Genomic DNA, 25144 nt, shown 5'->3' on the forward strand with positions numbered 1-25144 from the left:
CCGGACACCCGTCACCGGGTAGAACCACACAGGGGAGAAGCCGCATGGACATCACGCAGAAGCCGGCCGCCGAGCCGGTCGTCGCCGAGCACGAGCGACTGCTGAAGACGTTGCCGTTCCATGACCGGCAGGACTTCGAGGACGCCCGGCGTGGCCTTCTCGGAGCCCTCGACCCGGGCGAGGTGCGCGCCGACGACGGCCGCGTCGTCTGGGACGGCGACTCATACGCGTTCCTCACGGGAGAGGCGCCGACGACCGTCAACCCCAGTCTGTGGCGGCAGTCCCGCCTCACCGCGATCCAGGGACTGTTCGAGGTGGTGCCGGGGATCTACCAGGTACGCGGCCTGGATCTGTCCAATGTGACGTTCGTCGAGGGCGAGCGCGGGGTCATCGTCATCGACCCGCTGGTCTGCGCCGAGACCGCCGCGGCCGCGCTCGGCCTCTACCGCGAGCATCGCGGCGGCCGTCCCGTCACCGGAGTCGTGTACACGCACAGCCACGCGGATCACTTCGGCGGCGTCCGCGGCGTGCTCCCCGCAGCCTTTCTCCCGACCAACCGACCCCGACCGACCTCCCGGGCCCGCAGTGTCCCGATCGTCGCGCCGGCCGGGTTCACCGGTCACGCCGTCAGCGAGAACGTCTACGCGGGGACGGCGATGGCCCGCCGGTCCGGTTACATGTACGGCGCCGCCCTGGAGCGCGGGCCGCGGGGGCAGGTCGGCGCCGGGCTCGGTCAGACGGTGTCGACGGGTGCCGTGGGACTCGTCCCGCCGACGGTCGAGATCACCGCGACCGGCGAAGAGCAGACCGTCGACGGTGTCCGCGTGGTCTTCCAGATGGCGCCGGGAAGCGAGGCGCCCGCCGAGATGCACCTGTATTTTCCCGAGCGGCGCGCGCTGTGCGTCGCCGAGAACGCCACCCACGTGCTGCACAACATCGTCACGATCCGCGGCGCGCTGGTACGCGACCCGCACGCGTGGGCGGGCTACCTGACCGAGGCCGTCGACCTGTTCGGCGCCGATCTGGAGGTCCTCTTCGCCTCCCACCACTGGCCCATCTGGGGTCGCGAGCGCGCGGTCGAGTTCCTCCGTCTGCAGCGTGACCTCTACGCGTACCTGCACGACCAGACCCTGCGCATGATCAACCAGGGCCTGACCGGGCCGGAGATCGCCGAAGCGATGGTGCTGCCGCCCGCGCTGGAGCGCGCGTGGCACACGCGCGGCTACTACGGCTCCGTGAGCCACAACGTCAGAGCGGTCTACCAGCGCTACATGGGCTGGTACGACGGCAACCCGGCCCGTCTCTGGCCACACCCGCCGGTCGAGGCCGGTCGCCGGTACGTCGCGTTCATGGGCGGCGCGGACGCCGTCGTCGCCAAGGCGCGCGAGTCCTTCGCCGACGGCGACTTCCGCTGGGTGGCCGAGGTGCTCGCCCACGTGGTGTTCGCCGAGCCGGACCATGAGGCCGCGAGGGAGCTGCTCGCGGACACCTTCGAACAGCTCGGCTACGGCGCGGAGAACGGAACCTGGCGCTGCGCCTACCTCTCCGGCGCCCACGAACTGCGCCACGGCGGGTTCGGCACGCCCACGGCCACCGCCTCGCCGGACATGCTCGCCCAGCTGAGCGCCGAGCAGGTCTTCGACTCCCTGGCGATCCGGGTGAACGGCCCGCGCGGCTGGGACGAACGGGTCGTGCTCGACGTCGTCCTCACCGACACCGGCGCCCGGTACCGGGTCGTGCTGCGCAACGGCGTCCTCACGTACACGAAGGCACCGCAGGCGGATCCCGCCGAGGCGATGCTCCTCCTGCCGGCCGGGGCGCTGGCCGCCCTCGCCGTCGGCGGGTCTCCGCCCGCCGGGATCGAGGTCGACGGCGACGCCACGGCGCTCGAGCGGCTGCTGGCCACGCTCGACGCGCCGGACCCCGACTTCGCGATCGTCACTCCGTGAACGCTCGTCAGGACCGGCGATCGAAGGCGAGTGTGACGAACACGGGGACCAGGAACACCGACAGCGCCAGCACCCCCAGCCGCTCCATCCACGAGGACAGGTTGATCCAGGCGATCACCTGGACGAGCACGAACACGACCGCCACGATGGCGTTCTGCTCGCGGCGACGGCGCGCGAGGATGCCACCGGGCGGCCGGACCGGCGCGGCACCCACCGCGTGAAGCGGGCGACCAGCGCGCGGCGGCGGGCCGCGCGGGCGTTCCGGCGGGCGGCCTCGGCGGCGGCGCGCTCGCGTGCGGCCTCCCGCTCGGCCCGCCGCCGCTGCCGCTCCTTGCTCACGAGAGCGTCGACAGCCAGTTCTTCAGGACGGCCGCCCCGGCGTCCCCGGACTTCTCCGGGTGGAACTGCGTCGCGCTCAGCGGGCCGTTCTCCACCGCGGCGACGAAACGCTCGCCGTGCTCGCTCCAGGTCACCAGCGGCGGCGTGAACCGGCCGGGCGCCATCTCCCAGCGGCGCACGCCGTACGAGTGCACGAAGTAGAACCGGGTGTCCGGCTCGAGGCCGGCGAACAGGACCGTGCCCTCCGGGGCCTCCACGGTGTTCCAGCCCATGTGCGGCAGGACCGGCGCCTCGATCCGCTCCACCGTGCCCGGCCACTCCGCGCAGCCGTCGGTGGCGATGCCGTGCTCGACGCCCTTCTCGAACAGGATCTGCATGCCGACGCAGATGCCCAGCACCGGACGGCCCCCGGCGAGCCGGCGGCCGATGATCTGCTCGCCGCGGACGCCGCGCAGGCCGTTCATGCAGGCGGCGAAGGCGCCGACGCCCGGCACGACCAGACCGTCGGCGTTCAGGGCGGCGTCGAAGTCGGCCGTGACCGTGACGTCCGCGCCGACGCGGGCGATGGCCCGCTCGGCGGACCGGAGGTTGCCCGATCCGTAGTCGAGGACGACGACGTTCTTCACAGCGTGCCCTTGGTCGAGGGGATGCCGTGCGCGCGCGGGTCGTGGGCGCAGGCGTCGCGCAGCGCCCGGGCGAGGGCCTTGAACTGGGCCTCGACGATGTGGTGCGCGTTGCGCCCGTACGGGACGTGGACGTGCAGGCAGATCGCGGCGTTGAAGACGAACGCCTCGAAGATGTGCCGGGTCATCGTCGTGTCGTAGTCCGGGCCGATCATCGGGGCGATGCCCTCCGGCTCGGTGTGCACGAGGTACGGCCGGCCGGACAGGTCGACCGTGACCTGGGCGAGCGTCTCGTCCAGCGGCACGCTCGCGTCGGCGAAGCGCCGGATGCCGGACTTGTCGCCCAGCGCCTCGCGGAACGCCTGGCCCAGCGCGATCGCGGTGTCCTCGATCGTGTGGTGGCTGTCGATGTGCAGGTCACCGGAGGTCTTCACGGTCAGGTCGAACGACCCGTGCTTGCCGAGCTGCGTCAGCATGTGATCGAAGAAGCCGACGCCGGTGGCGACGTCCACCCGCCCGGTGCCGTCCAGGTCGACCTCGACGACGACCTGGGTCTCCTTCGTGCCCCGCTCGACGCGTCCGGTCCGCATCCGCTCTCCTCCGGTTGAACTCACGTACTCTCCTTCAGCGCGGCGCGGAACGCCGCCATCTCCTCGGGCGTCCCGACGCTCACCCGCAGCCACTCCGGCGGCCCCACCTCGCGGATCAGCACGCCGCGGTCGAGCACGCCCTGCCAGACGGCACGCCGGTCGGGGAACCTCCCGAACAGGACGAAGTTCGCGTCCGAGTCGGCGACCTGGAAACCCTCGCCGCGCAGCCAGCCGACCAGGGCGTCGCGCTCGGCGCGCAGCGCCTGAACCGCGCCCAGCAGCTCCTCCTGGTAGGCGATCGCCGTCCGCGCCACCGTCTGTGTCACCGCCGACAGGTGGTACGGCAGGCGGACGAGCAGCAGCGCGTCGATCACCGCCGGGTCGGCGGCGAGGTAGCCCACGCGGGTGCCCGCCATCGCGAACGCCTTGCTCATCGTCCGGGTCACGATCAGCCGGGGATTGCCGGGCAGCAGCGACAGCGCGCTCGGGGTCCCCTCCCGGCGGAACTCGGCGTACGCCTCGTCGACCACGACCATGCCCGGCGCGACCTTCAGCACCGCCTCGATCGCCGCGAGGGACAGCGACGTGCCCGTCGGGTTGTTCGGCGAGGTCAGGAACACGATGTCGGGCCGGTGCTCCTCGACCGCCGCGACCGCCCGCTCGGCCTCCAGCCCGAAGTCCTCGTCGCGGTACGCGTCGATCCACGCCGTGCCGCTGACCCGCGTGATGATCGGGTGCATGGAGTACGACGGCTCGAAGCCCATCGCGGAACGCCCCGGGCCGCCGAACGCCTGCAGGATCTGCTGAATGATCTCGTTGGAGCCGTTGGCCGCCCAGACCTGCCGCGCGGTGACCCCGTGGCCGAGGTAGTCGGCGAGGTCCTTACGCAGCTCGACGGCGTCGCGGTCGGGGTAGCGGTTGAGGCCGCCGGCGACGTCGGCGACCGCGCGGCCGAGCGCCTCGACCAGCCGCGGCGACGGCGGGTAGGGGTTCTCGTTCGTGTTGAGACGCACGGGCACGTCGAGCTGCGGCGCGCCGTACGGCTCCTTCCCTCGCAGGTCGTCGCGGATCGGCAGATCGCTCAGAGAGGTCACTCGGGGATTCCCCAATCGAACCGCGCCTTCATGGCGGCACCGTGGGCGGGCAGGTCCTCGGCGTCGGCGAGCGTGACGACCCGCCGGGTCGCCTCCGCCAGGGCCTGCTCGTCGTAGTCGATCACGTGGATGCCGCGCAGGAACGTCTGCACCGACAGGCCGCTGGAGTGGCAGGCGCAGCCGCCCGTGGGCAGCACGTGGTTCGAGCCGGCCATGTAGTCGCCGAGCGACACCGGCGCGTGCGGGCCGACGAAGATCGCGCCGGCGTTGCGGACGCGCGCGGCGACCGTACGGGCGTCGGCGGTCTGGATCTCCAGGTGCTCGGCGGCGTAGGCGTCGACGACCTTCAGCCCCGCGTCGACGTCGTCGACGAGCACGATCCCGGACTGGCGGCCGTCCAGGGCCGCGGTGATGCGCTCGGTGTGCTTGGTCCGGGTGACCTGCGCGGCCAGCTCGCGCTCCACGGCGGCGGCCAGCTCCTCGGAGTCGGTGACGAGGACGGCGGCGGCGAGCGTGTCGTGCTCGGCCTGGCTGATCAGGTCGGCGGCGACGTGCACCGGGTCCGCGGTGGCGTCGGCCAGGACCGCGACCTCGGTGGGACCGGCCTCGGAGTCGATGCCGATCACGCCCTTGAGCAGCCGCTTGGCCGCCGCGACCCAGATGTTGCCCGGCCCGGTCACCATGTCGACACGCCGGCACTCCTCGGTGCCGTAGGCGAACATCGCGATCGCCTGCGCCCCGCCGGCGGCGTACACCTCGTCCACGCCGAGCAGCGCGCACGTCGCGAGGATCGTCGGGTGCGGCAGCCCCCCGAACTCCTGCTGCGCCGGGGACGTGACCGCGAGGGACTCGACCCCCGCCTCCTGGGCGGGCACGACGTTCATCACGACGCTGGAGGGGTAGACGGCCTGGCCGCCGGGGACGTAGAGCCCGACCCGCTCCACCGGCACCCACCGCTCGGTGACGGTGCCGCCCGGCACCACCTGAGTGGTGACGTCGGTGCGCCGCTGCGCGCGGTGGACGACGCGGGTGCGGCGGATGCACTCCTCGAGCGCGTCGCGCACGGCCGGGTCCAGCTCGTCGAGGGCGCGGCCGATGGTCTCGGCGGGCACCCGCAGCGACTCGACCTTCACCCCGTCGAAGCGCGCGGTGTAGTCCCGTACGGCCTCGGCGCCGCGATGGCGCACGTCATCGCAGATGGGCCGCACCTTCTCCAGGGCGGCCTCGACGTCGAGCTCGGCTCTCGGCAGCACGGAGCGCAGGTCGTCCGGCAGGGACCCGCGCAGGTCGATACGGGTTATCACCTGATCAGTCTACGAAGGACCCCCACCGGCCCGGACGCCGGTCTCACCCACCGAGACACCAAGAATCATTTGGAAGTGACGGCAGAGTGATGTGGTGACATGCTAGACATGCAAAATGCTTGATACCACGCATCGAAGCTTCGACGAGGAGTTGCAACTCCACATGGATAAGACGCTGCAGGTACGAGGCCTGGACGAAGAGACCGTGGCCGAGCTGAAAGCCAGGGCCGCACGCGCCCGGATGTCACTGTCTGCTTACGTGGCACAGATCCTGACCGAGGTCGCGACACGGCCGACGCCGGACGAGATCCGGGAGAGGCTGATCGCGCTCCAGGATCTGGGTGGAGGAGCCAGCCGCGAGGACATCCTCGCCGAGGTACGGAAGACCCGCGAATCATGATCGTCATTGACAACTCGGCTCTGGTGGAAGCACTCGTCGGCACGTCGCCACCGAAAGAGCTCGTCACGGTGGTCGCAGAGGAGGATCTCCACGTCCCCCACTTAATCGACTATGAATTCCGGAGCGCCCTACGAGGCCTGGTACTCGCCGGCAAGATGACCGCGTCCAGAGCCGAGGGGGCTCGCCTCGTCAAGGACGGCCTGCCGCTCAGGCGACACTCCGACGATGTCACCGGCGGCCGGGCCTGGGATCTCCGCGGCAACTTCAACGCCTACGACGCGACGTACGTGGCGCTGGCGGAACTACTCGATTGCCCGCTTGTGACCACTGACGCGAAGATCGCGCGAGAGGCCAGGACCGTGCGGATCGACCTCCACTGATCGATGCGGCGCGGTCAAGTGCTGAGGCTGCCCTCGATGAGGGTGACGACGGCGCCGCACAGGGTGACGCGGTCGCCGCGCGCCGACACGCGGACCTCTCCCCCGCGCCCGAACGCCTGGTAGCCCACCATCTCGGCGTCCGCAGGTTCGGACAGCAGGCAGACACCGGCGGGGCTGCCCGCGAACGAACGGTCGGTGACGGCGTGCACGACGTACACGTGCATGCCGTCACCGTGGATCATCCGGGCCTACACGCCCGGTCGCGCGCCTCCGGTGAACTCCGGCCGGTTCTCCGGCCGTTCGGCGCCGGCCGGGCCGACGTCGGGGAAGCCGCCCCAGCGGCGAGGGCGGGCGACGATCCAGCCGAGGATGAATCCGACGCAGAGACTGGCGATCGTCAGAAAGAACATGCTGAGCCACATACGGGCCTCCGGGCGAACACACCGGCGGGAGGTACCGCCGTGCCGCGACGGCGTGGCCGCGCGGTCGTCCGACCCTAACTCCGCAGGTCGTGGTGGTGTGTGCCGGTTGACGCGATCTAGTTCAAGGTGACTACGGTCACATCGCCCATGGAACGTTCCTGGTCCTGGCCAGGTGATCGTTCCGAGCCAGGGCCTTTACATTGTAGATCACAAACACGGCCGGGATCCGGGGGCGACGGCGAGGGCCGGAACGTCGTACGCTGACGCCGTGACCGAACGGCTGCCGATCTTTCCGCTGGGAGCCGTGCTGTTCCCGGGGCTGGTGCTGCCCCTCCAGGTGTTCGAGGAGCGGTACCGCGACCTGATGCGCGATCTCCTCGAGTCCGAAGAGCCGCATCGATTCGGCGTCGTCTCGATCGAACTCGGCCATGAGGTCGGCCCCGGCGCCGCCCGCCGGCTCTCGCCGGTCGGCTGCACCGCGGAGATCCGGGGCGTCCAGCAGCACGACGACGGCCGGTACGACGTCGTCACGACCGGCGGCACACGCTTTCACATCGAGCAGATCGACGACTCGCTCTCCTACCTCAACGCCGACGTCACCCTGCTGCCCGAGGAGGACGGCCCGGGGGCAGACAAGATCGTCGGGCCGGTGAACCGCCTGTTCCACCGCTACTGCGACCGGCTGACCGAGCACGGCGCCGAGGTGGCCGAGCTCGATGACCTGCCGACGGATCCCGTCGAGCTGTCGTATCTGGTCGCCGCCTCCGTGGTCCTGGACCGCCCGGACAAACAGCGGCTGCTCGAGGCCGAGGACGCCGCGACGCGGCTCCGCCTGGAGTACGGCCTGCTCCGCCGGGAGAACCTCCTCCTGGAGGCCTTCCCGACCGTTCCCGCGGCGGAGTTCCTCGGCGGCACCGTCAGTCCCAACTGACCCCGAGGAAGGAAAGAACCACCAGTGGCATCCAACCGGCGATCGGGCGGCAAGGGCACGCCCGCGACCGTGTCGGCGACACGCGCCGGAATCCCCTTCACCCTGCACCCGTACGAGGCCGGCTCCGACGCGGACTCCTACGGCGAGGCCGCGGCCGACGCGCTCGGCGTGCCGCACGACCGGCTGTTCAAGACGCTGGTGGCCGAGGTCGACGGCGATCTCACCGTCGCGGTCGTGCCGGTGTCGTCCACGCTCGACCTCAAGGCCCTGGCCGCCGCGACCGGCGGCAAGCGCGCCGCCATGGCCGACCCGGCGCAGGCCGAGCGCGTCACCGGCTACGTCCGGGGCGGCATCAGCCCGCTCGGGCAGCGCAAGCGGCTGCCGACGGTCGTCGACGCGTCCGCGTCAGGGTTCCCGACGATCTACGTCTCGGCCGGTCGGCGTGGCCTCCAGATCGAACTGGCCCCCGCCGACCTGGTCCGGCTGACCGATGCCGCCACGGCCGGGATCGCCCGCGGCTAGCCGCCTGCGCGACTCCCGGCCCGCCACGTCCAGCGCCTCCAGCAGGCCGAACACCACCGCCGCCGCCAGCGGCCAGGCGAGGACCACGCCGAGGGCGTGCAGGGCGAGCGGGGCCCGGACCAGCGTGCCGTCGGCGCCCGCCCGCAGCGCGTGGTGGTAGGCGCTCAGGCCGAAGAAATGGCCCAGCCGCCACGCCACGACGGCCGCAGCGGCGGCGCCGACCGCGGTCCCGGCCAGCATGCCGAACTCGCCCAGGCGCCCCGCCAGGAGGTACGCGGCGACGCCGCACAGCAGGCCCGCCGCAGCGGTGACCACGGCGAACCAACCGTCCGCCGCGATCATCGTCTGGGCCTCTGGATCGGCGAGAAGCGCCTTCCCGCCCGATACCTGATAGGCCGTCCGCGGTGCGAGAGCGACCCACAACAACCCGATGGGCACTCCCAGCACCGTGATCGCAAGCGCCGCCAGCACTCCTGCGCGAATCCGGCTCGCCACTCGCCCTCCCCCGGCGTCGGTGAACATCGCAGCGTACCGCCTTAACCTGGACGTCTCCTGGCCCACGTCCCGACACGAATCTTCTGAGATAGTGTGCCCGCCATGTCTGGATTCAGCCCGGCGTTCGAGCGGCTTGGAGCCGCCTACGCGGCGGTCGCCGTACAGCAACAGGAGGTTTTGGCGGAGTTCCTGCCGGCGGCCGACTGGAGCACCGACCTGACCACCGGCACCTACACGCAGGGAGAGATCACCCTGCACGTCGCCCTCATCGGGAGCTACGCCGAGAAGGACCGCAGCTGGCTGTGGGGCTGGTCCAACCCCCAGTTCGGCCCCTCCCACCCGGGGGTGCTGAACCCGAAGGCCATGGGCTCCCGCCTCGGGATCCCCGAGATGACCTCGGGCGAGCTGGACCTGTCCTGGTACGAGGGACCGGCGCGGAACGGCGGTGAGCCGATCGCCATGGTCGCCACCAGCATGCTCGGCCTGACCGGCACGATCCCCGGTCCCTACGACGGCGGGATCGCCTACTTCGCCGTCCGCGACCCGGCCGTTCCGGGGGCCACGTGGGACTCCGCCACGGCGCCCCGCCTGATCACCAATGCGCTCTCCCAGTTCCCCGCCGACCACCGGCTGACCGTCATGCGGTTCTTCAGCCATCACCGGCTGGCGTACCGGCAGACCGAGACATCGATCACCGCGACGCTGCCGGACGGCGGCTCCTGCGCCGCGGAGTTCGACGACCAGGACCGCCTGGCGAACCTGTCGATGACCGTCCGTTCCTGATCGCCGAGCCCCGAGGCCGGGCCTCGGCGAAAATCGATCCACCGGACACGCTCTAACCCCGGCGGAAAAATCGATCGACCGGCGGCGCCGCGCGCCGTACCTTCGTGGCATGTTCCGCATGGCCGCCCTCCTCTCGCCCGCGCACCTCGACGCGCCGGGCGCCGCGGCCGTGCTCTCCGACGGCCTGCGACGCTGACCCTCCTCCGCCCCGTCCTTCGAGAACCCGCGGAGGAGGGTGGCACGGCAGGGGCGTCGCCCCCTGCCCGGGTTCTCACGTTCGATCACGACGCGAGGACGAATCATGGCCAAGCAGATCTACGAACGCGGCAAGCCGCATCTCAACATCGGCACGATGGGCCACGTCGACCACGGCAAGACCACCCTCACCGCGGCGATCACCAAGGTGCTGAGCCGGCAGGGGCTGGCCCGGGTCGTACCCTTCGAAGGCATCGACCGCGCCCCGGAGGAGCGCGACCGCGGCATCACGATCAACATCGCGCACGTGGAGTACGAGACGTCGACGCGGCACTACGCCCACGTCGACATGCCCGGCCACGCCGACTACATCAAGAACATGGTCACCGGCGCCGCGCAGATCGACGGGGCGATCCTCGTCGTGTCCGCGGTGGACGGCGCGATGCCCCAGACGCGGGAGCACGTGGTGCTCGCCCGGCAGGTGGGCGTCCGCCACGTCGTCGTCGCCCTCAACAAGGCCGACGCCGTGTCGGACCCCGAGCTGCTCGACCTGGTCGAGCTGGAGGTCCGTGAGCTGCTGTCGGCCTACGGCTTCCCCGGGGAGGAGATCCCCGTGGTCCGCGTGTCCGGGCTGCGGGCCCTCGAGGACGACCCGTACTGGACGAAGCGGATCGAGGACCTCCTCGCGGCGGTCGACGCGTACGTGCCGATCCCGGCGCGGATCCTCGACCGGCCGTTCCTGCTGCCGATCGAGAACGTGCTGACGATCACCGGGCGGGGCACCGTCGTGACCGGTGTCGTCGAGCAGGGCGCGATCCGGGTCGGCGACCACGTCGAGGTCGTCGGACTGGGCGCGACCCTGACCACGGTCGCCACCGGCCTGGAGACGTTCGGCCAGTCGATGGACCACGCGGAGGCCGGCGACAACACGGCCGTGCTGCTGCGGGGCGTCCGCCGGGAGCAGGTCCGCCGAGGTCAGGTCGTCGCCGCGCCGGGGGCGATCCGCCCGCACGCGCGGTTCCAGGCGGAGGTGTACGTCCTCGGCGCGGAGGAGGGCGGCCGGAACCGGCCGTTCTTCACCGGGTACCGGCCGCAGTTCCACATCCGGACGACGGACGTGGTCGGCGACATCGACCTGGGCGAGGGCGGGATGGCGCTGCCCGGTGACACCGTGACGATGGCGGTGGAGCTTGGCCGGCCGGTCGCCCTGGAGGAGGGCCTCGGCTTCGCGATCCGCGAGGGCGGCCGAACGGTCGGCGCGGGCACCGTCACCGCCCTGCCCGACGGGCCGTGAGGCCGAGAACGCCGCTCCGGCGCGGGCTCCGGGTCAAGACCCGGAGCCCGCCGCCCAGGCCGGGATCTCTGGTCGGCCGGGCGGAGAGCGTTCTATCCCCGGCCCGGCGGACGCTCTCCCGCCAGGGCGGACGCTCTCCCGCCAGGGCGGACGCTCTCCCGCCAGGGCGGACGCTCTCCCGCCAGGGCGGACGCTCTCCCGCCAGGGCGGACGCTCTCCCGCCAGGGCCTCGGCCACCGGCCGCGGCCCTGGCGGGAGAGGCCGCTCAGATCACCAGGCTGAGCAGACCCGCCATCGCGAATCCGACGACGGAGAGGATCGTCTCCAGCACGGTCCAGGTCTTCAACGTCTGCTTGACCGACATGTTGAAGTAGCGGGACACGATCCAGAAGCCGCCGTCGTTGAGGTGCGAGGCGATGATGGAGCCGGCGGCGACCGCCATGGCGATCAGCGCGAGGTGCGCCTGGCTGTAATGGTGGCTCTGGACCAGAGGCCCGATGATGCCGCCGGTGGTGACGAGCGCGACGGTCGCCGAGCCCTGGGCGAGCCGGAGCCCGCAGCTGATCAGGTAGGCGAGGACGATGACCGGCAGTCCCGCGTCGGACATCGTGCCGGCCAGGGCCTTGCCCACGCCGGTCGCGGCGATGACGGCGCCGAAGAACGCGCCGCCGCCGACGACCAGCAGGATCATGCCGATCGGGCGCAGCGACGCGGACGCCAGGGAGGCGAGTTCGGAGGCCGGGATGCCGCGGCGCGTGCCGAGCAGCCACATCGCGAGCAGGACGGAGATGGTCAGGGCGACGGCGGGCGTGCCGAGGAAGGTCAGCACGGGAAGCACGGAGCTGTTCTTCCACCAGACGTCGCCGAAGGTGGCGAGGAGGATCAGCACGAGCGGCACGGCGATGATCGCGCCCACCAGACTGAGGGGCGGTTCGGGCCGCTCCGCGCGCTCGGCGCTCTCCTCGCCGACGACATAGTCCTCGGGCACCTCGACGCGCATCCGGTCGCCGATCCACGCGCCCCACGCGACGCCGGCGACGAGGAACGCCGGGATGCCGCAGACCAGTCCCATGACGATGAGCCAGCCGAGGCTGACCCCGAGCAGCCCGGCGACGGCCACGGGGCCGGGGTGCGGGGGCAGGAACGCGTGGGTCATGGACAGACCGGCGAGCAGCGGGAGCGCGTAGGTGATCAGGGAGCGCGTGCCGCGCCGGGCGGTGATGTACACGAGCGGGGCGAGGACAAAAATGCCTATATCGAAGAAGACCGGGATGCCGAAGATGAGGCCGGACAGGCCCATCGCCAGCGGGGCGCCCTTCTCGCCGAACACCCCCAGCAACCGCCGGGTCAGGACGTCGGCGCCTCCGGATGCCTCCAGGATCGCGCCGAGGATCGTGCCCAGTCCGATGATCGGCGCGATGTGCCCGAGGATCCCGCCGAACCCGGTCTCCAGGATGGATGTCTTGGAACTCAGCGCCGTGCCGACGATCTGGGTCACGCTCAGGCCGGCGGCCAGCGCGAGCAGCAGGCCCGACACGATGAGCGCGATGAACGGCTCGAGCTTCACCTTGATAATGAGGAAGAGCAGAACGGCGATCGCCACTGCGCAGAGCAGCAGCAGACCTCCGGTCTCGTGTTGCAGCCAGTGCATGATGCGTGACCCTTCGGGGAGCGGGGTGATCGCCCGCGGTGCGGCGGGGATCCGGGGGTAAGAAGGCTCAGGTGATCGGCGCGGTCTGGGGGCCGCTTGTCGGGGCGGTCTGGGCGTCCGGTTGTCGGGGCAATCTGGGGGTCGGTTGTCGAGGCGGTCTGGGATCCGGTTGCCGGGGTGGTCTGGTGTCGGGTCGTCGGGCCGGTCTGGGGACCGGTTGCCGGGGTCGTCGGGCCGGTCCGGGGGCCGGTTGCCGGGGTGGTCTCGTGGAAGTAGGGCTTAGGTGATCGGCCAGGTCTCGGGAAGGAGGATTCGGGTGGTCGGGGCGGTCCCGTAGGCCGCCGGGCTCAGCGGGTGTCTCCGTGCGGGGTTCGGCGCAGCGAACGTCCGGGCAGCGCGCCGGTGTGCCGGCCGTCGGCGATGACGGCGGTGCCGCCGACGAAGACGTACGGGATGCCCTCGGGCCGCTGCCGGGGCTCGTCGAACGTCGCGGTGTCGCGTACGGTCGCCGGGTCGAACAGGACGAGGTCGGCGTGGTGGCCGGGCCGGATCAGTCCGCGGTCGGTCAGCTTGAGCCGCCGGGCCGGGCGTCCGGTCAGGTGCGCGACGCACTCTTCGAGCGTGAGAACGCCCAGCTCGCGGACGTAGTGGCCGAGGTACCGCGGGAACGTGCCCCACGCGCGGGGATGGGGTCTGGCCGCCGCGAGCAGGCCGTCGCTCCCGCCGGTGTGCGCCGGATGCCGCATGATCGTGCGGACGTTCTCCTCGTTCCCGACGAGCTGCAGGATCGTCGTCGCGAGCTCGTCGGCAAGGAGCCGGTCGCAGTACACGTCGAAGGGTGTCCGCCCCGACGCGGCGGCCAGTTCGGCGAGGGTCCGACCGACGACGGCGGGGTCGCGCGCGCCGGAGATCTGGACGGTCTCCCACTCGATCGGCACGCCGTGGGAGCCGTCGGAGCCCTCGATCTCCATCGTGTGCCGGATCCGCTCCCGCGCGGCGGGGTCGCGCAGCCGGGCCAGGATGGCGTCCGGGCCGCCGGCGGACGCCCAGCTCGGCAGCAGCGCCGCGAGCGTGGTCGAGCCCGGAAGGTACGGGTAGGTGTCGAGCGTGATGTCGCAGCCGCCGGCGATCGCGTCGTCCAGCAGGGCCAGCAGGTCGGCGGCGCGGCCGGCGTTGACGCGGAAGTTCATCGTCGCGTGCGCGAGGTGCAGCGGGCAGCCGGAGGCGCGGGAGACCTCGATCATCTCGGCGTAGGCGTCGAGGGCTCCGGCGCCGTACGAGCGGTGGTGCGGCGAGTAGAAGCCGCCGAGCCCGGCCACGACCCGGCACAGCTCCACCAGCTCGGGCGTCGTGGCGTACATGCCGGGCGCGTAGGTGAGCCCGCTGGACATCCCCACCGCGCCTTCGCGCATGCCGGTGGCGACGAGGTCCTTCTGCCGGGCCAGCTCGGCGTCGGTGGCCGGCCGATCGGCCCAGCCCATCGCGAGCATCCGCACCGAGCCCTGCGGGACCAGGTAGCAGGCGTTGACCGCGATGCCCTGGTCGAGCCGGTCGAGGTACTCGCCGACGCTCCGCCAGTTCCAGGCGAAGCCGGGCGGGTCGCCGTTCCAGCCGGCGATGGCCTGGCGGGTCTGGCCCAGCGTGGTGTCGTCGACGGGCGCGTAGGACAGGCCGTCCTGGCCGAGGACCTCGGTGGTGACGCCCTGGCCCACCTTGGCCTCGTGGTCGGGCTCGACGAGCAGCCGCAGGTCCGAGTGGGCGTGCATGTCGATGAACCCGGGGGCGAGCGCGAGCCCGGTGGCGTCGATGACCCGACGGCCGCTCCGCGCGCCGCCGACGTCGCTGATCCGGCCATCGGTGACGGCGACGTCGGCCGTACGTCCCGGCGCGCCCGTGCCGTCGACGACGTACGCGCCCCGGATCACCAGGTCGGCCACTAGAACCACGTCCGTACGAGGTCCACGACCGCGCCGGAGGGGTCCACCACGGGGATGAGCGTCCACTTGTCGAAGGCGGTGCACGGGTGGGAGAGCCCCAGGCGGATCACGTCGCCGACCTCGACGTCCGGCAACGCCGTGCCGTCCTCCGCCGACCGGAGGAAGGCGTGCTGGTCGTTGAGAGCGCTGATCCGGGTGCCGTCGAGCGCGCCCTTGCCGCGGATCGACTGCGGCTCGGGCAGCCCCTCGTCGTACGGGAAGTCGCGTTTTCCGCCGTCGAGCAGCGCCAGGCCCGGCTCCGGCCGGGAGACCACGCACGCCCACCCGTGCATCGCCGGGCGGAACGGCGTCCCCGCGCCCCGCGAGAACGGCGACATGGCGCGGTAGAAGCCGTCGTCGTGGATGACGTACGCGCCGCTGCGCAGCACGACCCGGCCGGCGACTCCGCTCAGGACCTCGACGACCTGGTCGAAGTAGGCGCTGCCGCCCGCGGTCACCACCGGGTCGGCGATCTCGTACGGCATCCGCTCGTGCAGCGCCGCCATCCGCTCCAGATACGCCTCGACCGCGGCGAGCCCGGCGGAGGTGGCGTCGTGGGCGAGCGCGCCCTCGTAGCCGCCGACACCGGCCAGGCGCAGGGTCGGCGTCGCGCGTACGGCCTCGGCGACGCGCAGCGCCTCACGATCGTCGCGGACCCCGGTGCGGCCGTGGGGCGCGCCCAGTTCGACGCAGACGTCGACGGCACGGCGTGCCCCGGCCGCACGCAGGGCGGCGTCCATGAGCTCCACCCCGCGTACCGAGTCGACCCAGCACAGGAACTCGAAGTCCGGGTCGCGGTCGAGCTCGGCCGCCACCCACGCCAGGCCGGCCGGATCGAGCAGGGCGTTCGCGAGCATCAGCCGGCTCACCCCGTACGCCCGTCCGACCCGCAGCTGCGGGAGGTTCGCGAGGGTGATCCCCCAGGCGCCGGCGTCGAGCTGACGCTGCCACAGCGCGGGCGCCATCGTCGTCTTGCCGTGCGGCGCGAGGTGGACGCCCGCGGCCGAGGCCCAGCCGGCCATCGTGGCGACGTTGTGGTCGAGGGCGTCGGCGTCCAGCGTGAGCAGTGGCGTACCGAACTCCTCCAGGGCCGGGCGCGCCGCGAGGAACTCCCCGACGGTCGAGCCGTGGGCGGCCGCGGGCACCGCTTTGAAGCGCCAGTCGAGACACTCGTCGCGCAGCGCGCTGACGGCGTCCTTGTCGATCTTCTCTGCCACGGTCACCTCCAGCGTTGCGTATTTTGCAACGTCCGTTGCGCTATATGTTCCAGTGGTTGTAGCATCGCCGCCACGCGAGAGTCAATGGGGCATGTGTCGCAGATGGGCAGTAATGGGGCATCGTGCTGCGGTGGAAACCGGCGGTGATGAGCGGAGGGTGCGGTGAGCCAGAGCCTGGCACGCGCGTTGCGGATACTCGTCGGCCTGGAGAAGGGCCCTCGGTCCCTCGACGACCTCGCCGGTGAGCTCGGCGTGCACAAGACCACCGTCCTGCGCCTGCTGCGCACCCTCGAGGACGAGCGGTTCGTCTACCGCGACGGCCTCCACCGGTTCCACCTGGGCGCGCGGTTGTTCGCGCTGGCCGACTCGGCCCTCGCCCAACGCGAGATCCGCGACCTCGCCGCACCCCACCTCCAGCGCCTGAACCGGTCCACCGGGCAGACCGTGCACCTCGGCGTCTATGAGGGCGGTGAGGTGTTCTACCTGGACAAGCGCGACTCCGGGCAGAAGATCCAGATGTACTCCCGGGTCGGTCTCCGCGTGCCGCTGCACTGCACGGCCCTGGCCAAGGTGCTCCTGGCCGACCTGCCCGACGAGCGGCGACGCGCGGTCGTCCAGGCGATCGACTACACCCGGTTCACCGAGAACACCATCACCGACCCGAAGGCCCTGCTCGCCGAGTTGGCCCGGGTGGCCCGGCAGGGGTACGCGGTGGACGACGCGGAGCACGAGACGTTCATCACCTGCGTCGCCGCGCCCATTCGCGACGCGAGCGGCCGGGTGGCGGCGGCCGTCTCGATCTCGGTACCGCACGTCCTGCTGAGCCGCGCCGAGGTGCTCGACCTGCTTCCCGACCTGCTCACGACCGCTCGCACCATCTCCGCCGACTGCGGATACACCGAGATCGAAGGGAACGGCCATGGCTGACAAGATCGAGATCCGGACCGAGGGCGCGCCCGCCCCGGCGTGGGTGTTCTCCCAGGGCGTGCGCCGGGGACCGCTCATCCAGGTGTCGGGCCAGGGCCCGCAGGACCCGGAGTCCGGCGAGTACGTCCACCCGGGCGATGTGAAGGCGCAGACCACGCGCACCCTGGAGAACGTCAAGGCGATCCTCGAGGGCGGAGGTGCGAGCGTCGAGGACGTCGTGATGTTCCGCGTCTACCTCACCGACCAGAGCGACTTCGCCGCCATGAACGAGGCGTACGGCGAGTTCGTCAAGGCGAACTGCCCGGGCGGGGTGCTCCCCTGCCGGACCACCGTGTTCGTCGGCCTGCCGCAGGAGTCGATGCTGGTCGAGATCGACGCTTTGGCCTTCACCGGCTGACGGCCGGAGCCTCTCGGCGGCGAGCACCGGTCCGGCGGACACGCCCCGGTGCTCGACCGCTCAGGTCCGAAGACACTCCGGTACTCGCCGCCGAACACGTCGGGCGGAAAGGCTCCGACGCTCGACCGTAAGGGCCCCACACCGGTCAGACGGACACGCTCCGGTATTCAACGGCGAGGGTCCCGCGCAGGTCAGCGCGGGCACGCCCCACTGCTCGACCGCCTAGGCCCCGCACATGACGCCACGCGCCTCAGGCGGAAACGCTCCGGTGCTCCGTCGCGAGGGCCCCGCGCATGACGCCACGCGCCTCAGGCGGAAACGCTCCGGTGTTCGGTCGCGAGGGCCCCGTGCACGGCGGTGGCGACCCAGTCGGCGGCCGTCATCTCGCGCATCCGGTCGCGGAGGATCCGCCAGTTCCCGGAGGTCGCGAAGACCGCCTTGCCCAGTCCCGAGGCCGCCACGAGCGCCCCGAGGGCGAGCGTACGGGCGTCGGCGGGTCCCGCGGCCGTCGTGACGGCGGCGACCACCCGCTGCTGCGCCTCCCACAACCCCACGATGTCCCGCACGGGGTAGCGGGTCTCGACGAACACACCGAGCGTACGGTGACGGTCGACCTCGACCTGGCCACGGTCCGACAGGCGCGCCAGCAGACGCCGCTGGTGGTCCGTCGCGCGCAGGCGCGTCACCCACTCCTGGGGCGTACGGCTGCGCGGCGAGGTCGCGATGTCGGTGAGCAGGCCGTCGAGGACCGGGTCGCCGACGGGTTCGGGATCGGCGACGGCCAGCACCGCGCCGTTCAGCCGCAGCCGGCGAGCCGGAGGTCCGACAGCATCGCGCCGCCGACCCCGCAGTCCAACTCGACGGGGCCGATGCGGCACTTGCCGCGCAGGTCATAGGCGAGAAGCAGCAGCTCCTCGGCCATCGTCTCGGGCACGTCCGGAACTGTAGGCGGCCCGCACGACGCTTCGGTAAACACCAAGCAAAGCGTTTTAACCAGTCATAACGCGCCTCTTGATCCGGATCGACAGGAGAGCGGCGAGCAGGCAGAGGACGCCCGCGCCGTACCAGGCCGCCGCGTAGTCGCCCAGGTGGTCGCGGATGATGCCGGCCGTGACGGCGGCGGCGGCCGCGCCGATCTGGTGGGAGGCGAAGACCCAGCCGAAGACGATCGGGCCGGTCAGCCCGAAGTGCTCCCGGCACAGGGCGACCGTGGGCGGCACCGTCGCCACCCAGTCCAGGCCGTAGAAGATGATGAACACGAGCATGCTCGGGTGCGCGGTCCGGGCGAACAGGCTCGGCAGGACCAGCAGCGAGCAGCCGCGCAGGAAGTAGTAGACGCCGAGCAGCACCCGGGAGTCGACCCGGTCGGTGAGCCAGCCGGAGAAGATCGTGCCGGCCACGTCGAAGATGCCGACGAGCGCGAGCAGGCTCGCCGCCGTGGTCTCCGGCATCCCGTGGTCGTGGGCGGCCGGGATGAAGTGCGTGCCGACGAGGCCGTTGGTGGATGCGCCGCAGATCGCGAAACCGCCCGCGAGCAGCCAGAAGACCGGGGTCCGGACGGCGGTCGCGAGGGCGCCGAGCGCCCGGCGCGCAGCACCCTCGTTGTGCGGCTTCGGCACCGGCTCGGTCGCACCGTACGGCGGGAGCCCGACGTCGGACGGGTGGTCGCGCAGGAGCAGGGCGACGAGCGGGACGACGGCGAGCGCGGTGACGCAGACCGTGAGGGCCGCGGACCGCCAGCCGTACATGTGGGTCAGGTGGGCCAGCACCGGCAGGAACACCAGCTGCCCGGCCGCGCCGCCCGCGGTGAGCACGCCGGTCACGACGCCCCGGCGCTTGACGAACCACCGGCTGGTCACTGTGGCGACGAACGCCATGGCCATCGACCCGGTACCGAGGCCGATCAGCACGCCCCAGCAGGCGACGAGCTGCCAGGACGCCGTCATGAAGACGGTCAGGCCGCTGCCCGCCGCCACGAGCACGAGCGCTCCAGAGACCACCTTGCGGATGCCGAACCGGTCCATCAGAGCGGCCGCGAACGGCGACGTGAGACCGTAAAGGAGGAGGTTGACGGAGACGGCCGAGGCGATCGTGCCACGCGGCCAGCCGAACTCGGTGCGCAGCGGGTCGATGAGGACGCCCGGCGTCGCGCGGAACCCGGCCGCCCCGACGAGAGCGACCAGGGTCACCGCGGCGACGATCCAGGCGCGGTGCAGACGTGGGCTGGTTCGGGCCGGAGTGTCGGGAAGTGTCTGGGTCACCCAAGGGAGTCTCGCGGTGACGGCCTCCGGCGGCGAGTGGCCCGAAGGCCAACATGTGAAAGAATTGAGCCATGCCTCATGAGGTGGTCGTCCTCGCCCTCGACGACGTGGTCGCGTTCGACCTCGGCGTGCCCGCGCAGATCTTCGGCGCGGCACGCGACGCCGCCGGGCGGGATCTCTACCGGGTCCGCGTCTGCACGCCGGACGGCGGGCCGGTGCGCACGTCGTCCGGATTCGCGGCCGTCCCCGACCACGGCCCGCAGATCCTCGCCACCGCCGACACCATCGTGATCGCGGGCGTGCACGGCGGCACGGCCCTCGAGGAGGGCGTCCTCGAGTCACCGGTGGCCGACGCCCTGGCCCGGCGGCGACCGGGCACACGCGTGATGTCGATCTGCACGGGCGCGTTCGTGCTGGCCGCCGCGGGCCTGCTGAACGACCGCCCGGCGACGACGCACTGGTTGCACGTCGAGCGGTTCCGCGCGCTGTATCCGACGGTACGGCTCGACCCCGGCGTCCTGTTCGTCGACGACGGCGACGTGCTGACCTCGGCCGGGGTGGGCGCCGGCGTGGACCTGTGCCTGCACGTCATCCGCCGCGACCACGGCAGCGCCGTCGCCAATCGCGCGGCCCGGCGCTCGGTCATGCCGCCATGGCGGGAGGGCGGCCAGTCGCAGTTCATCGAACGGCCGCTGCCGGAGCCCACGGGATCCTCGACGGCGGAGACCCGCGCCTGGGCCCTCGAGCGGCTGCACGAGCCGCTCGACCTGGCACGACTCTCCCGCCGGGCGGGCATGAGCGTACGGACGTTCACCCGGCGGTTCCGCGCGGAGACGGGGCTCAGCCCGGCACAGTGGCTGGTCCGGCAGCGGATCGAGGAGGCCCGGCGGCTCCTGGAGACCACCGACCTGCCGATCGACCAGGTGGCCGCCCGCGCCGGCCTGGGCACCGCCGTATCGTTGCGCCAGCACCTGCACGCCGCCGTAGGCGTCTCCCCGGCCACCTACCGCAGAACGTTCGGCGCCTCGACGGCCTGACCACCGCCGGGCGCCCCTCACCGGCCGCTCACCACAGGGACGCTCCACGGCCCAGCGACCCGCCCACCGCGTCACGCGGGGACCGCCGTCCCTGGCCGTCCGTCCCGACGCATCGGCGGTCCGGTCCCGCCGCGTCCGTCAGCCGTCCGCGTCCCACGGGCGGACGGCGGCGTCGCCGGCCGTCACGAGGCCGGACTCGTAGGCAAGAACGACGAGCTGGGCGCGGTCACGGGTGCGCAGCTTGGTCATGGCGCGGCTGACATGCGTCTTCGCCGTGGTCGGGCTGATCACCATGTGCGCGGCGATCTCGTCGTTGGACAGGCCACGGGCGACGAGTGCCGTCACCTCCCGCTCCCGGTTGGTGAGGGCGGCGAGCGCGTCCGGCGTGGAGATGCGCGGGCGCCGGGACACGAACTCCCTGATCAGCCTGCGCGTGATGGCCGGTGCGAGCAGCGCGTCGCCGCGCGCGGCGACACGGACGCCGTGCAGCAGGTCGGCCGGTTCGGTGTCCTTGACGAGGAAGCCGCTCGCGCCCGCGCGCAGCGCGTCGAAGACGTACTCGTCGAGCCCGTAGTTGGTCAGCATCACGACGTGGACGCCGGCCAGGCGCTCGTCGGCCGTGATCCGGCGGGTCGCCTCGATGCCGTCGACCACGGGCATCTGAACGTCGACGAGGGCGACCTCGGGCCGGTGCCGGAGGGCCAGGGCGACGGCCTCCTCGCCGTTCGCCGCTTCGCCGACGACCTCGATGTCGTCCTCGGCCTGGAGAAGGGCGCGGAATCCCGCGCGGATGAGCGCCTGGTCATCGGCGAGCAACACCCGGATCACGGCGCCTCCCGGCCAACCCCGGTCCCGGCAATTCTCCCGGCCGCAGTCCCGGTGTTGGACGCGGCCGCAGTCCCGTTCCCGGTGCTGCCGGTGCTGGCAATGCTCCTGGCGGCCGTGCCGTTGCCAGTCGCGGCGCCATTGCCGGTCGCGGCGGTGGACCCGGCCTCGGTGCCGGCGCTGTTCCCGGCCCCGGTCGCGACCATGGTCCCGGCACCTTCCCCGGCCGCAGTCCTGGTGTCGGCCGTGCTCCCGGCGATGCTTCCCGCCGTAGTCCCGGTGCCGATGACGCTTCCAGTCCCGGTACTCGTCGCGGTGCCGCTCGTGCTCCCGGCCCCGATCATGGTCCCGGCCGCGCTCTCGGTGGCACCCCCGGCCCCGACCACCGTCCCGGCACCTTGCCCGGTCACAGTCCCGGAGCCGGTGACGCTCCTGGCACTCCCAGCCCCGACCATGTTCCCCGCACCATCCCCAACCGCGCTCCCGGCGATGCTCGCGGCGGTGGTCCCGGTCCCGACGATGCTCTCGGGCTCGTTTCCGATCGCGCTCCCGCCCCCGATCGCGCTCCTGCCCCGGGTGCGGGCGGCGGCGGGCGTTCGCTCGGGAATGCTGCCGTCCGTCGGGTGTTCCGGCGGGTCGTTCAGAGGGAGCTCGGCGCGTACGGTGAATCCGCCTTCCGGGCGGGGGGCGGCGGTGAGTCGTCCCGCGAGGGCGGTGACCCGTTCCCGCATGCCGGTCAGGCCGACGCCGGGCGTCGGAGTCCTCCCGGGCCGGGCCGTGCCGTCGTCGTCGATCTGGACGGTGAGCGTGTCCGCGCCGTAGTCGAGGCATACCGACGCGGACGCGGCGCCGGCGTGCCGGGCGACGTTGGTCAGTGCCTCCTGGACGATCCGGTATGCCGCGCTGTCGACTGCGGGCGGCAGTTCGCGGGTGCGGCCCACGATGGTCAGGTCGGCCCGCAGGCCGGCGGAGCAGGCCCGCCGTAGGAGCTGCGGCAGCCGGTCCAGCCCGCTGCCGTTGGTCTCGCCGTCGGACTCGCGCAGCACCTCGAGTGTCGCCCGCAGCTCGCGCATCGCCTCGCCGCTGGCCTCCTGGATGGCCAGCAGCGCCTCCGGGACCTCCTCGCCGCGTTTGCGGGCGAGGTGGATCGCCACCCCGGCCTGGACCTTCACGATGGAGATGCTGTGGGTGAGCGAGTCGTGCAACTCGCGGGCGATCCGCAGGCGTTCCTCGCCGGCGCGGCGCAGCGCCATCTCCTCCTTCGTGTGCTCGGCCTCCGCCGCCCGCTGCCGCGCCTCGCGTACGTAGGCGTCCCACTGCCGGAAGGCTCCGCCCATCATCACGCTGGCGACCAGCCAGCCCGCGAGCAGGAACCGGTCCTGGAGCACCTGCCGGAACGGTTCCCCGTGGTGCAGAGTCAGGTCCGTGATGATGACGACTACGAGGGCGGCCTTGGGCACCAGGGCGATGATCCGATGCCCGGCGCGGGCAGCGGTGAACAGCGCCACCATCACCGGCTCCGCGGCGGCGATGCCCGGATATCCGCGGACGAGGTAGACGAGAACGCAAGCGGTGGTGGCGAGGAGGACGGCGACCGGGTGCCGGCGGCGTACGACGAGCGCGGCGGACCCGGTCAGCAGGAGCAGGTAGCCGAGGGCGTCCAGGCCGGTACGCCCGGGAGGCGCGATCGCGGCGCCGATCAGGGCGACGGCGGCCACGGCGGTCGAGACGATCAGGTCGGAGGCCGGCGGACGCAGCCGGTGCTGGATCCCCATTCGGGCAGCTTAGACCGCGGACGTCGCCCCGCGGCTCCTCCGGGAAGCGGAGCCGCGCGCTACTCCCCCGGGAGTACGTGGGCCATCGCTGCGCCGCATGGGGCAGCGCGACTGCCGTCCTCCGGCCGACGACGGCGGGGCCTCCCGGCGGCGAGCATCGGAGACGACCGATGACGGCCGCCGTCACCCCGTGACGGCCGACACTCCCGGGGAGCGAACGACATGACGTTGACTGCGACGACCGCGGAGCGCATCGCGTGCACGCTGCGTGAGTCCTTCGCCGGGCCGGTGCACCTGCCCGGCGACGCGGCGTACGAAGAGACACGGACGGCCTGGAACCTCCAGGTCGACCCGCACCCGCTGATCGTCGCCGAGGCGACCTGCCCCGACGACGTACGGGCCGCGGTCGTCACCGCACGCGAGCACGGCCTGCCGTTCGCCGTCCAGGCCACGGGGCACGGCACGATCGTGCCCGCCGACGGCGGCCTCCTGCTCAAGACGTCACGGATGGCCGAGGTCCGGGTCCACCCGTACCGGAGCGTCGCCCGGGTCGGCCCCGGCGCGCGCTGGTCGGACGTGATCGCGGCCGCCGCGCCGTACGGGCTCGTGCCGGTGTCGGGCAGCCCGTTCGTCGGCGTGACGGGGTACACGCTCGGCGGCGGGGCCGGGTGGCCGTCGCGCAAGTTCGGCTTCGCCGCCGACGGCCTGGTGCGGGCCGACGTGGTCACCGCCGACGGCGAGCGCGTCACGGCGGACGCCGACCACCACGCCGACCTGCTCTGGGCGCTGCGCGGCGGAGGCGGGAACTTCGGCGTGGTCACCGCGCTGGAGGTCCGGTTGCACCGCGTGAGCCGGGTGTTCGCGGGTCTCTCCCTCTACGACGCCGGGCGCGCCGCCGAGACGCTCGCCGGTTACCGGGAATGGGCGGCCGATGAGCCCGACGAGCTGAACACCGCCGTGGTGCTGATGCGGATGCCGGACGCCCCGGGGCTCCCCGACGCGGTACGCGGCCGGCCGGTCGTCGGCGTCCGGGTGTTCCACCTGGGCGCGTACGAGGAGGCCGAGCCGCAGCTCGCCCCGCTACTGGAGGCGGCGGGGCCGCCGCTGGTCGACGGCTTCCGGGCGATGACGTTCGGGGAGGCGAGCACGGCGATCTCCGGGTCGTCCCCGCCCCCGATGGCGGTACGCCAGCACATCGACCTGTTCCGTGAACTGCCCGGCGCGGTGCTCGAAGCGCTGCCCGACGCGGTGTTCGGAGGGACGCCGGCGCCGGCGGTCGAGGTCCGGCACTGGGGCGGGGCGATGGCGCGGCCCGCGCCGGACGCCGGGCCGGTGGGCCACCGCGACGTGCCGTTCTCGGTGCTCGCGAGCGCGCCGTACGGGCCCGGCGGCACCGGGTACGGCGACCCGGCCGAGCGGTCCCGCGTCGACGCGGCCGTGGACGGCCTGGCCGACCGGCTGCGGCCGTACGCCACCGGCGGGTCCTTCCTGAACTTCCTGGCCGACCCCGACCGGACCGCGACCGCGTACACGCCGGAGAACCACGCGCGCCTGGCTCGCGTGAAGAAGACCTGGGACCCGGACGACCTCTTCCGCCCGGGCCATCACATCCCGCCACTGTGACCGAGCGACCCACGGCCCGGACGACCTCCTCCGCCCAGGTCACCACATCCCGCCACTGTGACCGAGCGACCCACGGCCCGGACGACCTCCTCCGCCCAGGTCACCACATCCCGCCACTGTGACTCGCGGCGTGG

The 25144-nt window shown here is 72.4% G+C and carries 27 protein-coding genes; 11 read left to right on the forward strand and 16 right to left on the reverse strand.

The genetic code is table 11. The features are described 5' to 3' along the window. Positions 1–44: 44 nt before the first annotated feature. A complete protein-coding gene (locus tag ACYVF7_RS42250) occupies positions 45–1949 on the forward strand; it encodes an alkyl/aryl-sulfatase (RefSeq protein WP_460351613.1) in 1905 nt (634 codons plus the stop codon). 7 nt (positions 1950–1956) lie between these two features. Here the strand turns inward: ACYVF7_RS42250 and ACYVF7_RS42255 are convergent, their stop codons facing one another. The 5 genes from ACYVF7_RS42255 to hisD form a co-directional block, all read right to left on the reverse strand. After that, positions 1957–2163 (reverse strand): hypothetical protein, encoded by a 207-nt coding sequence (locus ACYVF7_RS42255; protein WP_460351614.1) that lies wholly within the window; start codon positions 2161–2163, stop codon positions 1957–1959. 121 nt (positions 2164–2284) lie between these two features. Continuing rightward, entirely contained in the window at positions 2285–2914 is a 630-nt protein-coding gene (gene hisH, locus ACYVF7_RS42260) for an imidazole glycerol phosphate synthase subunit HisH (protein ID WP_460351615.1), read from the reverse strand. Continuing rightward, the gene (hisB, locus tag ACYVF7_RS42265; RefSeq protein WP_460358409.1) at positions 2911–3501 is read right to left on the reverse strand and encodes an imidazoleglycerol-phosphate dehydratase HisB; all 591 of its coding nucleotides are present in this window, start codon (positions 3499–3501) and stop codon (positions 2911–2913) included. Before hisB ends, hisH begins: the two co-directional genes overlap by 4 nt. Before the next feature lie 20 nt (positions 3502–3521). Continuing rightward, positions 3522–4595, reverse strand: a complete 1074-nt coding sequence (locus tag ACYVF7_RS42270) for a histidinol-phosphate transaminase (RefSeq protein WP_460351616.1) — start codon at positions 4593–4595, stop codon at positions 3522–3524. After that, a complete protein-coding gene (gene hisD, locus ACYVF7_RS42275) occupies positions 4592–5899 on the reverse strand; it encodes a histidinol dehydrogenase (protein ID WP_460351617.1) in 1308 nt (435 codons plus the stop codon). Before hisD ends, ACYVF7_RS42270 begins: the two co-directional genes overlap by 4 nt. Before the next feature lie 115 nt (positions 5900–6014). Here hisD and ACYVF7_RS42280 point away from each other — a divergent pair, with 115 nt between their 5' ends. Both ACYVF7_RS42280 and ACYVF7_RS42285 read left to right on the forward strand, forming a co-directional pair. Beyond that, the gene (locus ACYVF7_RS42280) at positions 6015–6299 is read left to right on the forward strand and encodes a FitA-like ribbon-helix-helix domain-containing protein (RefSeq protein ID WP_460351618.1); all 285 of its coding nucleotides are present in this window, start codon (positions 6015–6017) and stop codon (positions 6297–6299) included. Beyond that, positions 6296–6679, forward strand: a complete 384-nt coding sequence (locus ACYVF7_RS42285) for a type II toxin-antitoxin system VapC family toxin (RefSeq protein ID WP_460351619.1) — start codon at positions 6296–6298, stop codon at positions 6677–6679. Before ACYVF7_RS42280 ends, ACYVF7_RS42285 begins: the two co-directional genes overlap by 4 nt. A gap of 14 nt (positions 6680–6693) precedes the next feature. Here the strand turns inward: ACYVF7_RS42285 and ACYVF7_RS42290 are convergent, their stop codons facing one another. Together ACYVF7_RS42290 and ACYVF7_RS42295 are read right to left on the reverse strand one after the other, a co-directional pair. Then, entirely contained in the window at positions 6694–6903 is a 210-nt protein-coding gene (locus ACYVF7_RS42290) for a hypothetical protein (RefSeq protein ID WP_460351620.1), read from the reverse strand. A gap of 24 nt (positions 6904–6927) precedes the next feature. Continuing rightward, positions 6928–7089: a hypothetical protein gene (locus ACYVF7_RS42295; RefSeq protein ID WP_460351621.1), complete on the reverse strand. Its 162-nt coding sequence runs from the start codon at positions 7087–7089 to the stop codon at positions 6928–6930. Between the two features lie 280 nt (positions 7090–7369). Between ACYVF7_RS42295 and ACYVF7_RS42300 the strand changes: the two genes are divergently transcribed. Next, positions 7370–8032 (forward strand): LON peptidase substrate-binding domain-containing protein, encoded by a 663-nt coding sequence (locus ACYVF7_RS42300; RefSeq protein ID WP_460351622.1) that lies wholly within the window; start codon positions 7370–7372, stop codon positions 8030–8032. A gap of 24 nt (positions 8033–8056) precedes the next feature. Then, positions 8057–8554, forward strand: coding sequence for a Cys-tRNA(Pro) deacylase (gene ybaK / locus ACYVF7_RS42305; protein WP_460351623.1), 498 nt, complete (start codon positions 8057–8059; stop codon positions 8552–8554). Here the strand turns inward: ybaK and ACYVF7_RS42310 are convergent. After that, positions 8438–9049 carry a hypothetical protein gene (locus ACYVF7_RS42310; RefSeq protein WP_460351624.1) on the reverse strand — a complete coding sequence of 204 codons (612 nt, stop codon included), beginning with the start codon at positions 9047–9049 and terminating at the stop codon, positions 8438–8440. The genes ybaK and ACYVF7_RS42310 overlap by 117 nt on opposite strands. A gap of 102 nt (positions 9050–9151) precedes the next feature. Here ACYVF7_RS42310 and ACYVF7_RS42315 point away from each other — a divergent pair, with 102 nt between their 5' ends. Further along, positions 9152–9832, forward strand: coding sequence for a DUF6882 domain-containing protein (locus ACYVF7_RS42315; RefSeq protein WP_460351625.1), 681 nt, complete (start codon positions 9152–9154; stop codon positions 9830–9832). 301 nt (positions 9833–10133) lie between these two features. Continuing rightward, the gene (gene tuf, locus ACYVF7_RS42320; RefSeq protein ID WP_460351626.1) at positions 10134–11321 is read left to right on the forward strand and encodes an elongation factor Tu; all 1188 of its coding nucleotides are present in this window, start codon (positions 10134–10136) and stop codon (positions 11319–11321) included. Between the two features lie 265 nt (positions 11322–11586). On the opposite strand, the gene ACYVF7_RS42325 is transcribed toward tuf, so the two are convergent. The 3 genes from ACYVF7_RS42325 to ACYVF7_RS42335 form a co-directional block, all read right to left on the reverse strand. Further along, positions 11587–12972, reverse strand: a complete 1386-nt coding sequence (locus ACYVF7_RS42325; protein ID WP_460351627.1) for a GntP family permease — start codon at positions 12970–12972, stop codon at positions 11587–11589. A gap of 347 nt (positions 12973–13319) precedes the next feature. After that, the gene (locus ACYVF7_RS42330; RefSeq protein WP_460351628.1) at positions 13320–14918 is read right to left on the reverse strand and encodes an N-acyl-D-amino-acid deacylase family protein; all 1599 of its coding nucleotides are present in this window, start codon (positions 14916–14918) and stop codon (positions 13320–13322) included. Continuing rightward, positions 14909–16165 carry an amino acid deaminase gene (locus ACYVF7_RS42335; RefSeq protein WP_460351629.1) on the reverse strand — a complete coding sequence of 419 codons (1257 nt, stop codon included), beginning with the start codon at positions 16163–16165 and terminating at the stop codon, positions 14909–14911. Before ACYVF7_RS42335 ends, ACYVF7_RS42330 begins: the two co-directional genes overlap by 10 nt. A gap of 162 nt (positions 16166–16327) precedes the next feature. Here ACYVF7_RS42335 and ACYVF7_RS42340 point away from each other — a divergent pair, with 162 nt between their 5' ends. Together ACYVF7_RS42340 and ACYVF7_RS42345 are read left to right on the forward strand one after the other, a co-directional pair. Further along, the gene (locus ACYVF7_RS42340; protein WP_460351630.1) at positions 16328–17092 is read left to right on the forward strand and encodes an IclR family transcriptional regulator; all 765 of its coding nucleotides are present in this window, start codon (positions 16328–16330) and stop codon (positions 17090–17092) included. Next, positions 17085–17489, forward strand: a complete 405-nt coding sequence (locus ACYVF7_RS42345) for a RidA family protein (protein ID WP_460351631.1) — start codon at positions 17085–17087, stop codon at positions 17487–17489. The genes ACYVF7_RS42340 and ACYVF7_RS42345 overlap by 8 nt, the downstream gene beginning before the upstream one ends. A 308-nt stretch (positions 17490–17797) precedes the next feature. Here ACYVF7_RS42345 and ACYVF7_RS42350 read toward each other — a convergent pair whose 3' ends face one another. The 3 genes from ACYVF7_RS42350 to ACYVF7_RS42360 are packed head-to-tail and all read right to left on the reverse strand — an operon-like array spanning position 17798 to position 19750. Next, a complete protein-coding gene (locus ACYVF7_RS42350) occupies positions 17798–18277 on the reverse strand; it encodes a GOLPH3/VPS74 family protein (RefSeq protein WP_460351632.1) in 480 nt (159 codons plus the stop codon). A gap of 8 nt (positions 18278–18285) precedes the next feature. After that, complete coding sequence (locus ACYVF7_RS42355; protein WP_460351633.1) at positions 18286–18423, reverse strand: hypothetical protein; 138 nt, start codon at positions 18421–18423, stop codon at positions 18286–18288. Between the two features lie 55 nt (positions 18424–18478). Beyond that, on the reverse strand, positions 18479–19750 hold the full coding sequence (locus tag ACYVF7_RS42360) for an MFS transporter (protein WP_460351634.1): 1272 nt from the start codon (positions 19748–19750) through the stop codon (positions 18479–18481). Positions 19751–19821: 71 nt separating this feature from the next. On the opposite strand from ACYVF7_RS42360, the gene ACYVF7_RS42365 reads away from it, so the two are divergent. Next, positions 19822–20787, forward strand: coding sequence for a GlxA family transcriptional regulator (locus tag ACYVF7_RS42365; RefSeq protein ID WP_460351635.1), 966 nt, complete (start codon positions 19822–19824; stop codon positions 20785–20787). A gap of 138 nt (positions 20788–20925) precedes the next feature. Here ACYVF7_RS42365 and ACYVF7_RS42370 read toward each other — a convergent pair whose 3' ends face one another. Both ACYVF7_RS42370 and ACYVF7_RS42375 read right to left on the reverse strand, forming a co-directional pair. Continuing rightward, on the reverse strand, positions 20926–21615 hold the full coding sequence (locus tag ACYVF7_RS42370) for a response regulator (protein WP_460351636.1): 690 nt from the start codon (positions 21613–21615) through the stop codon (positions 20926–20928). Further along, positions 21612–23387, reverse strand: coding sequence for a sensor histidine kinase (locus ACYVF7_RS42375; protein ID WP_460351637.1), 1776 nt, complete (start codon positions 23385–23387; stop codon positions 21612–21614). The genes ACYVF7_RS42370 and ACYVF7_RS42375 overlap by 4 nt, the downstream gene beginning before the upstream one ends. A gap of 222 nt (positions 23388–23609) precedes the next feature. Here ACYVF7_RS42375 and ACYVF7_RS42380 point away from each other — a divergent pair, with 222 nt between their 5' ends. Further along, complete coding sequence (locus tag ACYVF7_RS42380; protein WP_460351638.1) at positions 23610–25010, forward strand: FAD-binding oxidoreductase; 1401 nt, start codon at positions 23610–23612, stop codon at positions 25008–25010. The last annotated feature ends 134 nt before the right edge of the window (positions 25011–25144 follow it).

Source organism: Actinoallomurus acanthiterrae (assembly GCF_054775715.1).

What these genes read in the sequence shown, in the direction of transcription:
- ACYVF7_RS42250 (WP_460351613.1), top strand. Translation starts at nt 45, where the DNA reads ATGGACATCACGCAGAAGCCGGCCGCCGAGCCGGTCGTCGCCGAGCAC.
- hisB (WP_460358409.1), bottom strand. Translation starts at nt 3,501, where the DNA reads ATGCGGACCGGACGCGTCGAGCGGGGCACGAAGGAGACCCAGGTCGTC.
- ACYVF7_RS42280 (WP_460351618.1), top strand. Translation starts at nt 6,015, where the DNA reads ATGCTTGATACCACGCATCGAAGCTTCGACGAGGAGTTGCAACTCCAC.
- ACYVF7_RS42285 (WP_460351619.1), top strand. Translation starts at nt 6,296, where the DNA reads ATGATCGTCATTGACAACTCGGCTCTGGTGGAAGCACTCGTCGGCACG.
- ACYVF7_RS42290 (WP_460351620.1), bottom strand. Translation starts at nt 6,903, where the DNA reads ATGCACGTGTACGTCGTGCACGCCGTCACCGACCGTTCGTTCGCGGGC.
- ACYVF7_RS42295 (WP_460351621.1), bottom strand. Translation starts at nt 7,089, where the DNA reads ATGTTCTTTCTGACGATCGCCAGTCTCTGCGTCGGATTCATCCTCGGC.
- ACYVF7_RS42315 (WP_460351625.1), top strand. Translation starts at nt 9,152, where the DNA reads ATGTCTGGATTCAGCCCGGCGTTCGAGCGGCTTGGAGCCGCCTACGCG.
- tuf (WP_460351626.1), top strand. Translation starts at nt 10,134, where the DNA reads ATGGCCAAGCAGATCTACGAACGCGGCAAGCCGCATCTCAACATCGGC.
- ACYVF7_RS42325 (WP_460351627.1), bottom strand. Translation starts at nt 12,972, where the DNA reads ATGCACTGGCTGCAACACGAGACCGGAGGTCTGCTGCTGCTCTGCGCA.
- ACYVF7_RS42345 (WP_460351631.1), top strand. Translation starts at nt 17,085, where the DNA reads ATGGCTGACAAGATCGAGATCCGGACCGAGGGCGCGCCCGCCCCGGCG.
- ACYVF7_RS42365 (WP_460351635.1), top strand. Translation starts at nt 19,822, where the DNA reads ATGCCTCATGAGGTGGTCGTCCTCGCCCTCGACGACGTGGTCGCGTTC.
- ACYVF7_RS42375 (WP_460351637.1), bottom strand. Translation starts at nt 23,387, where the DNA reads ATGGGGATCCAGCACCGGCTGCGTCCGCCGGCCTCCGACCTGATCGTC.
- ACYVF7_RS42380 (WP_460351638.1), top strand. Translation starts at nt 23,610, where the DNA reads ATGACGTTGACTGCGACGACCGCGGAGCGCATCGCGTGCACGCTGCGT.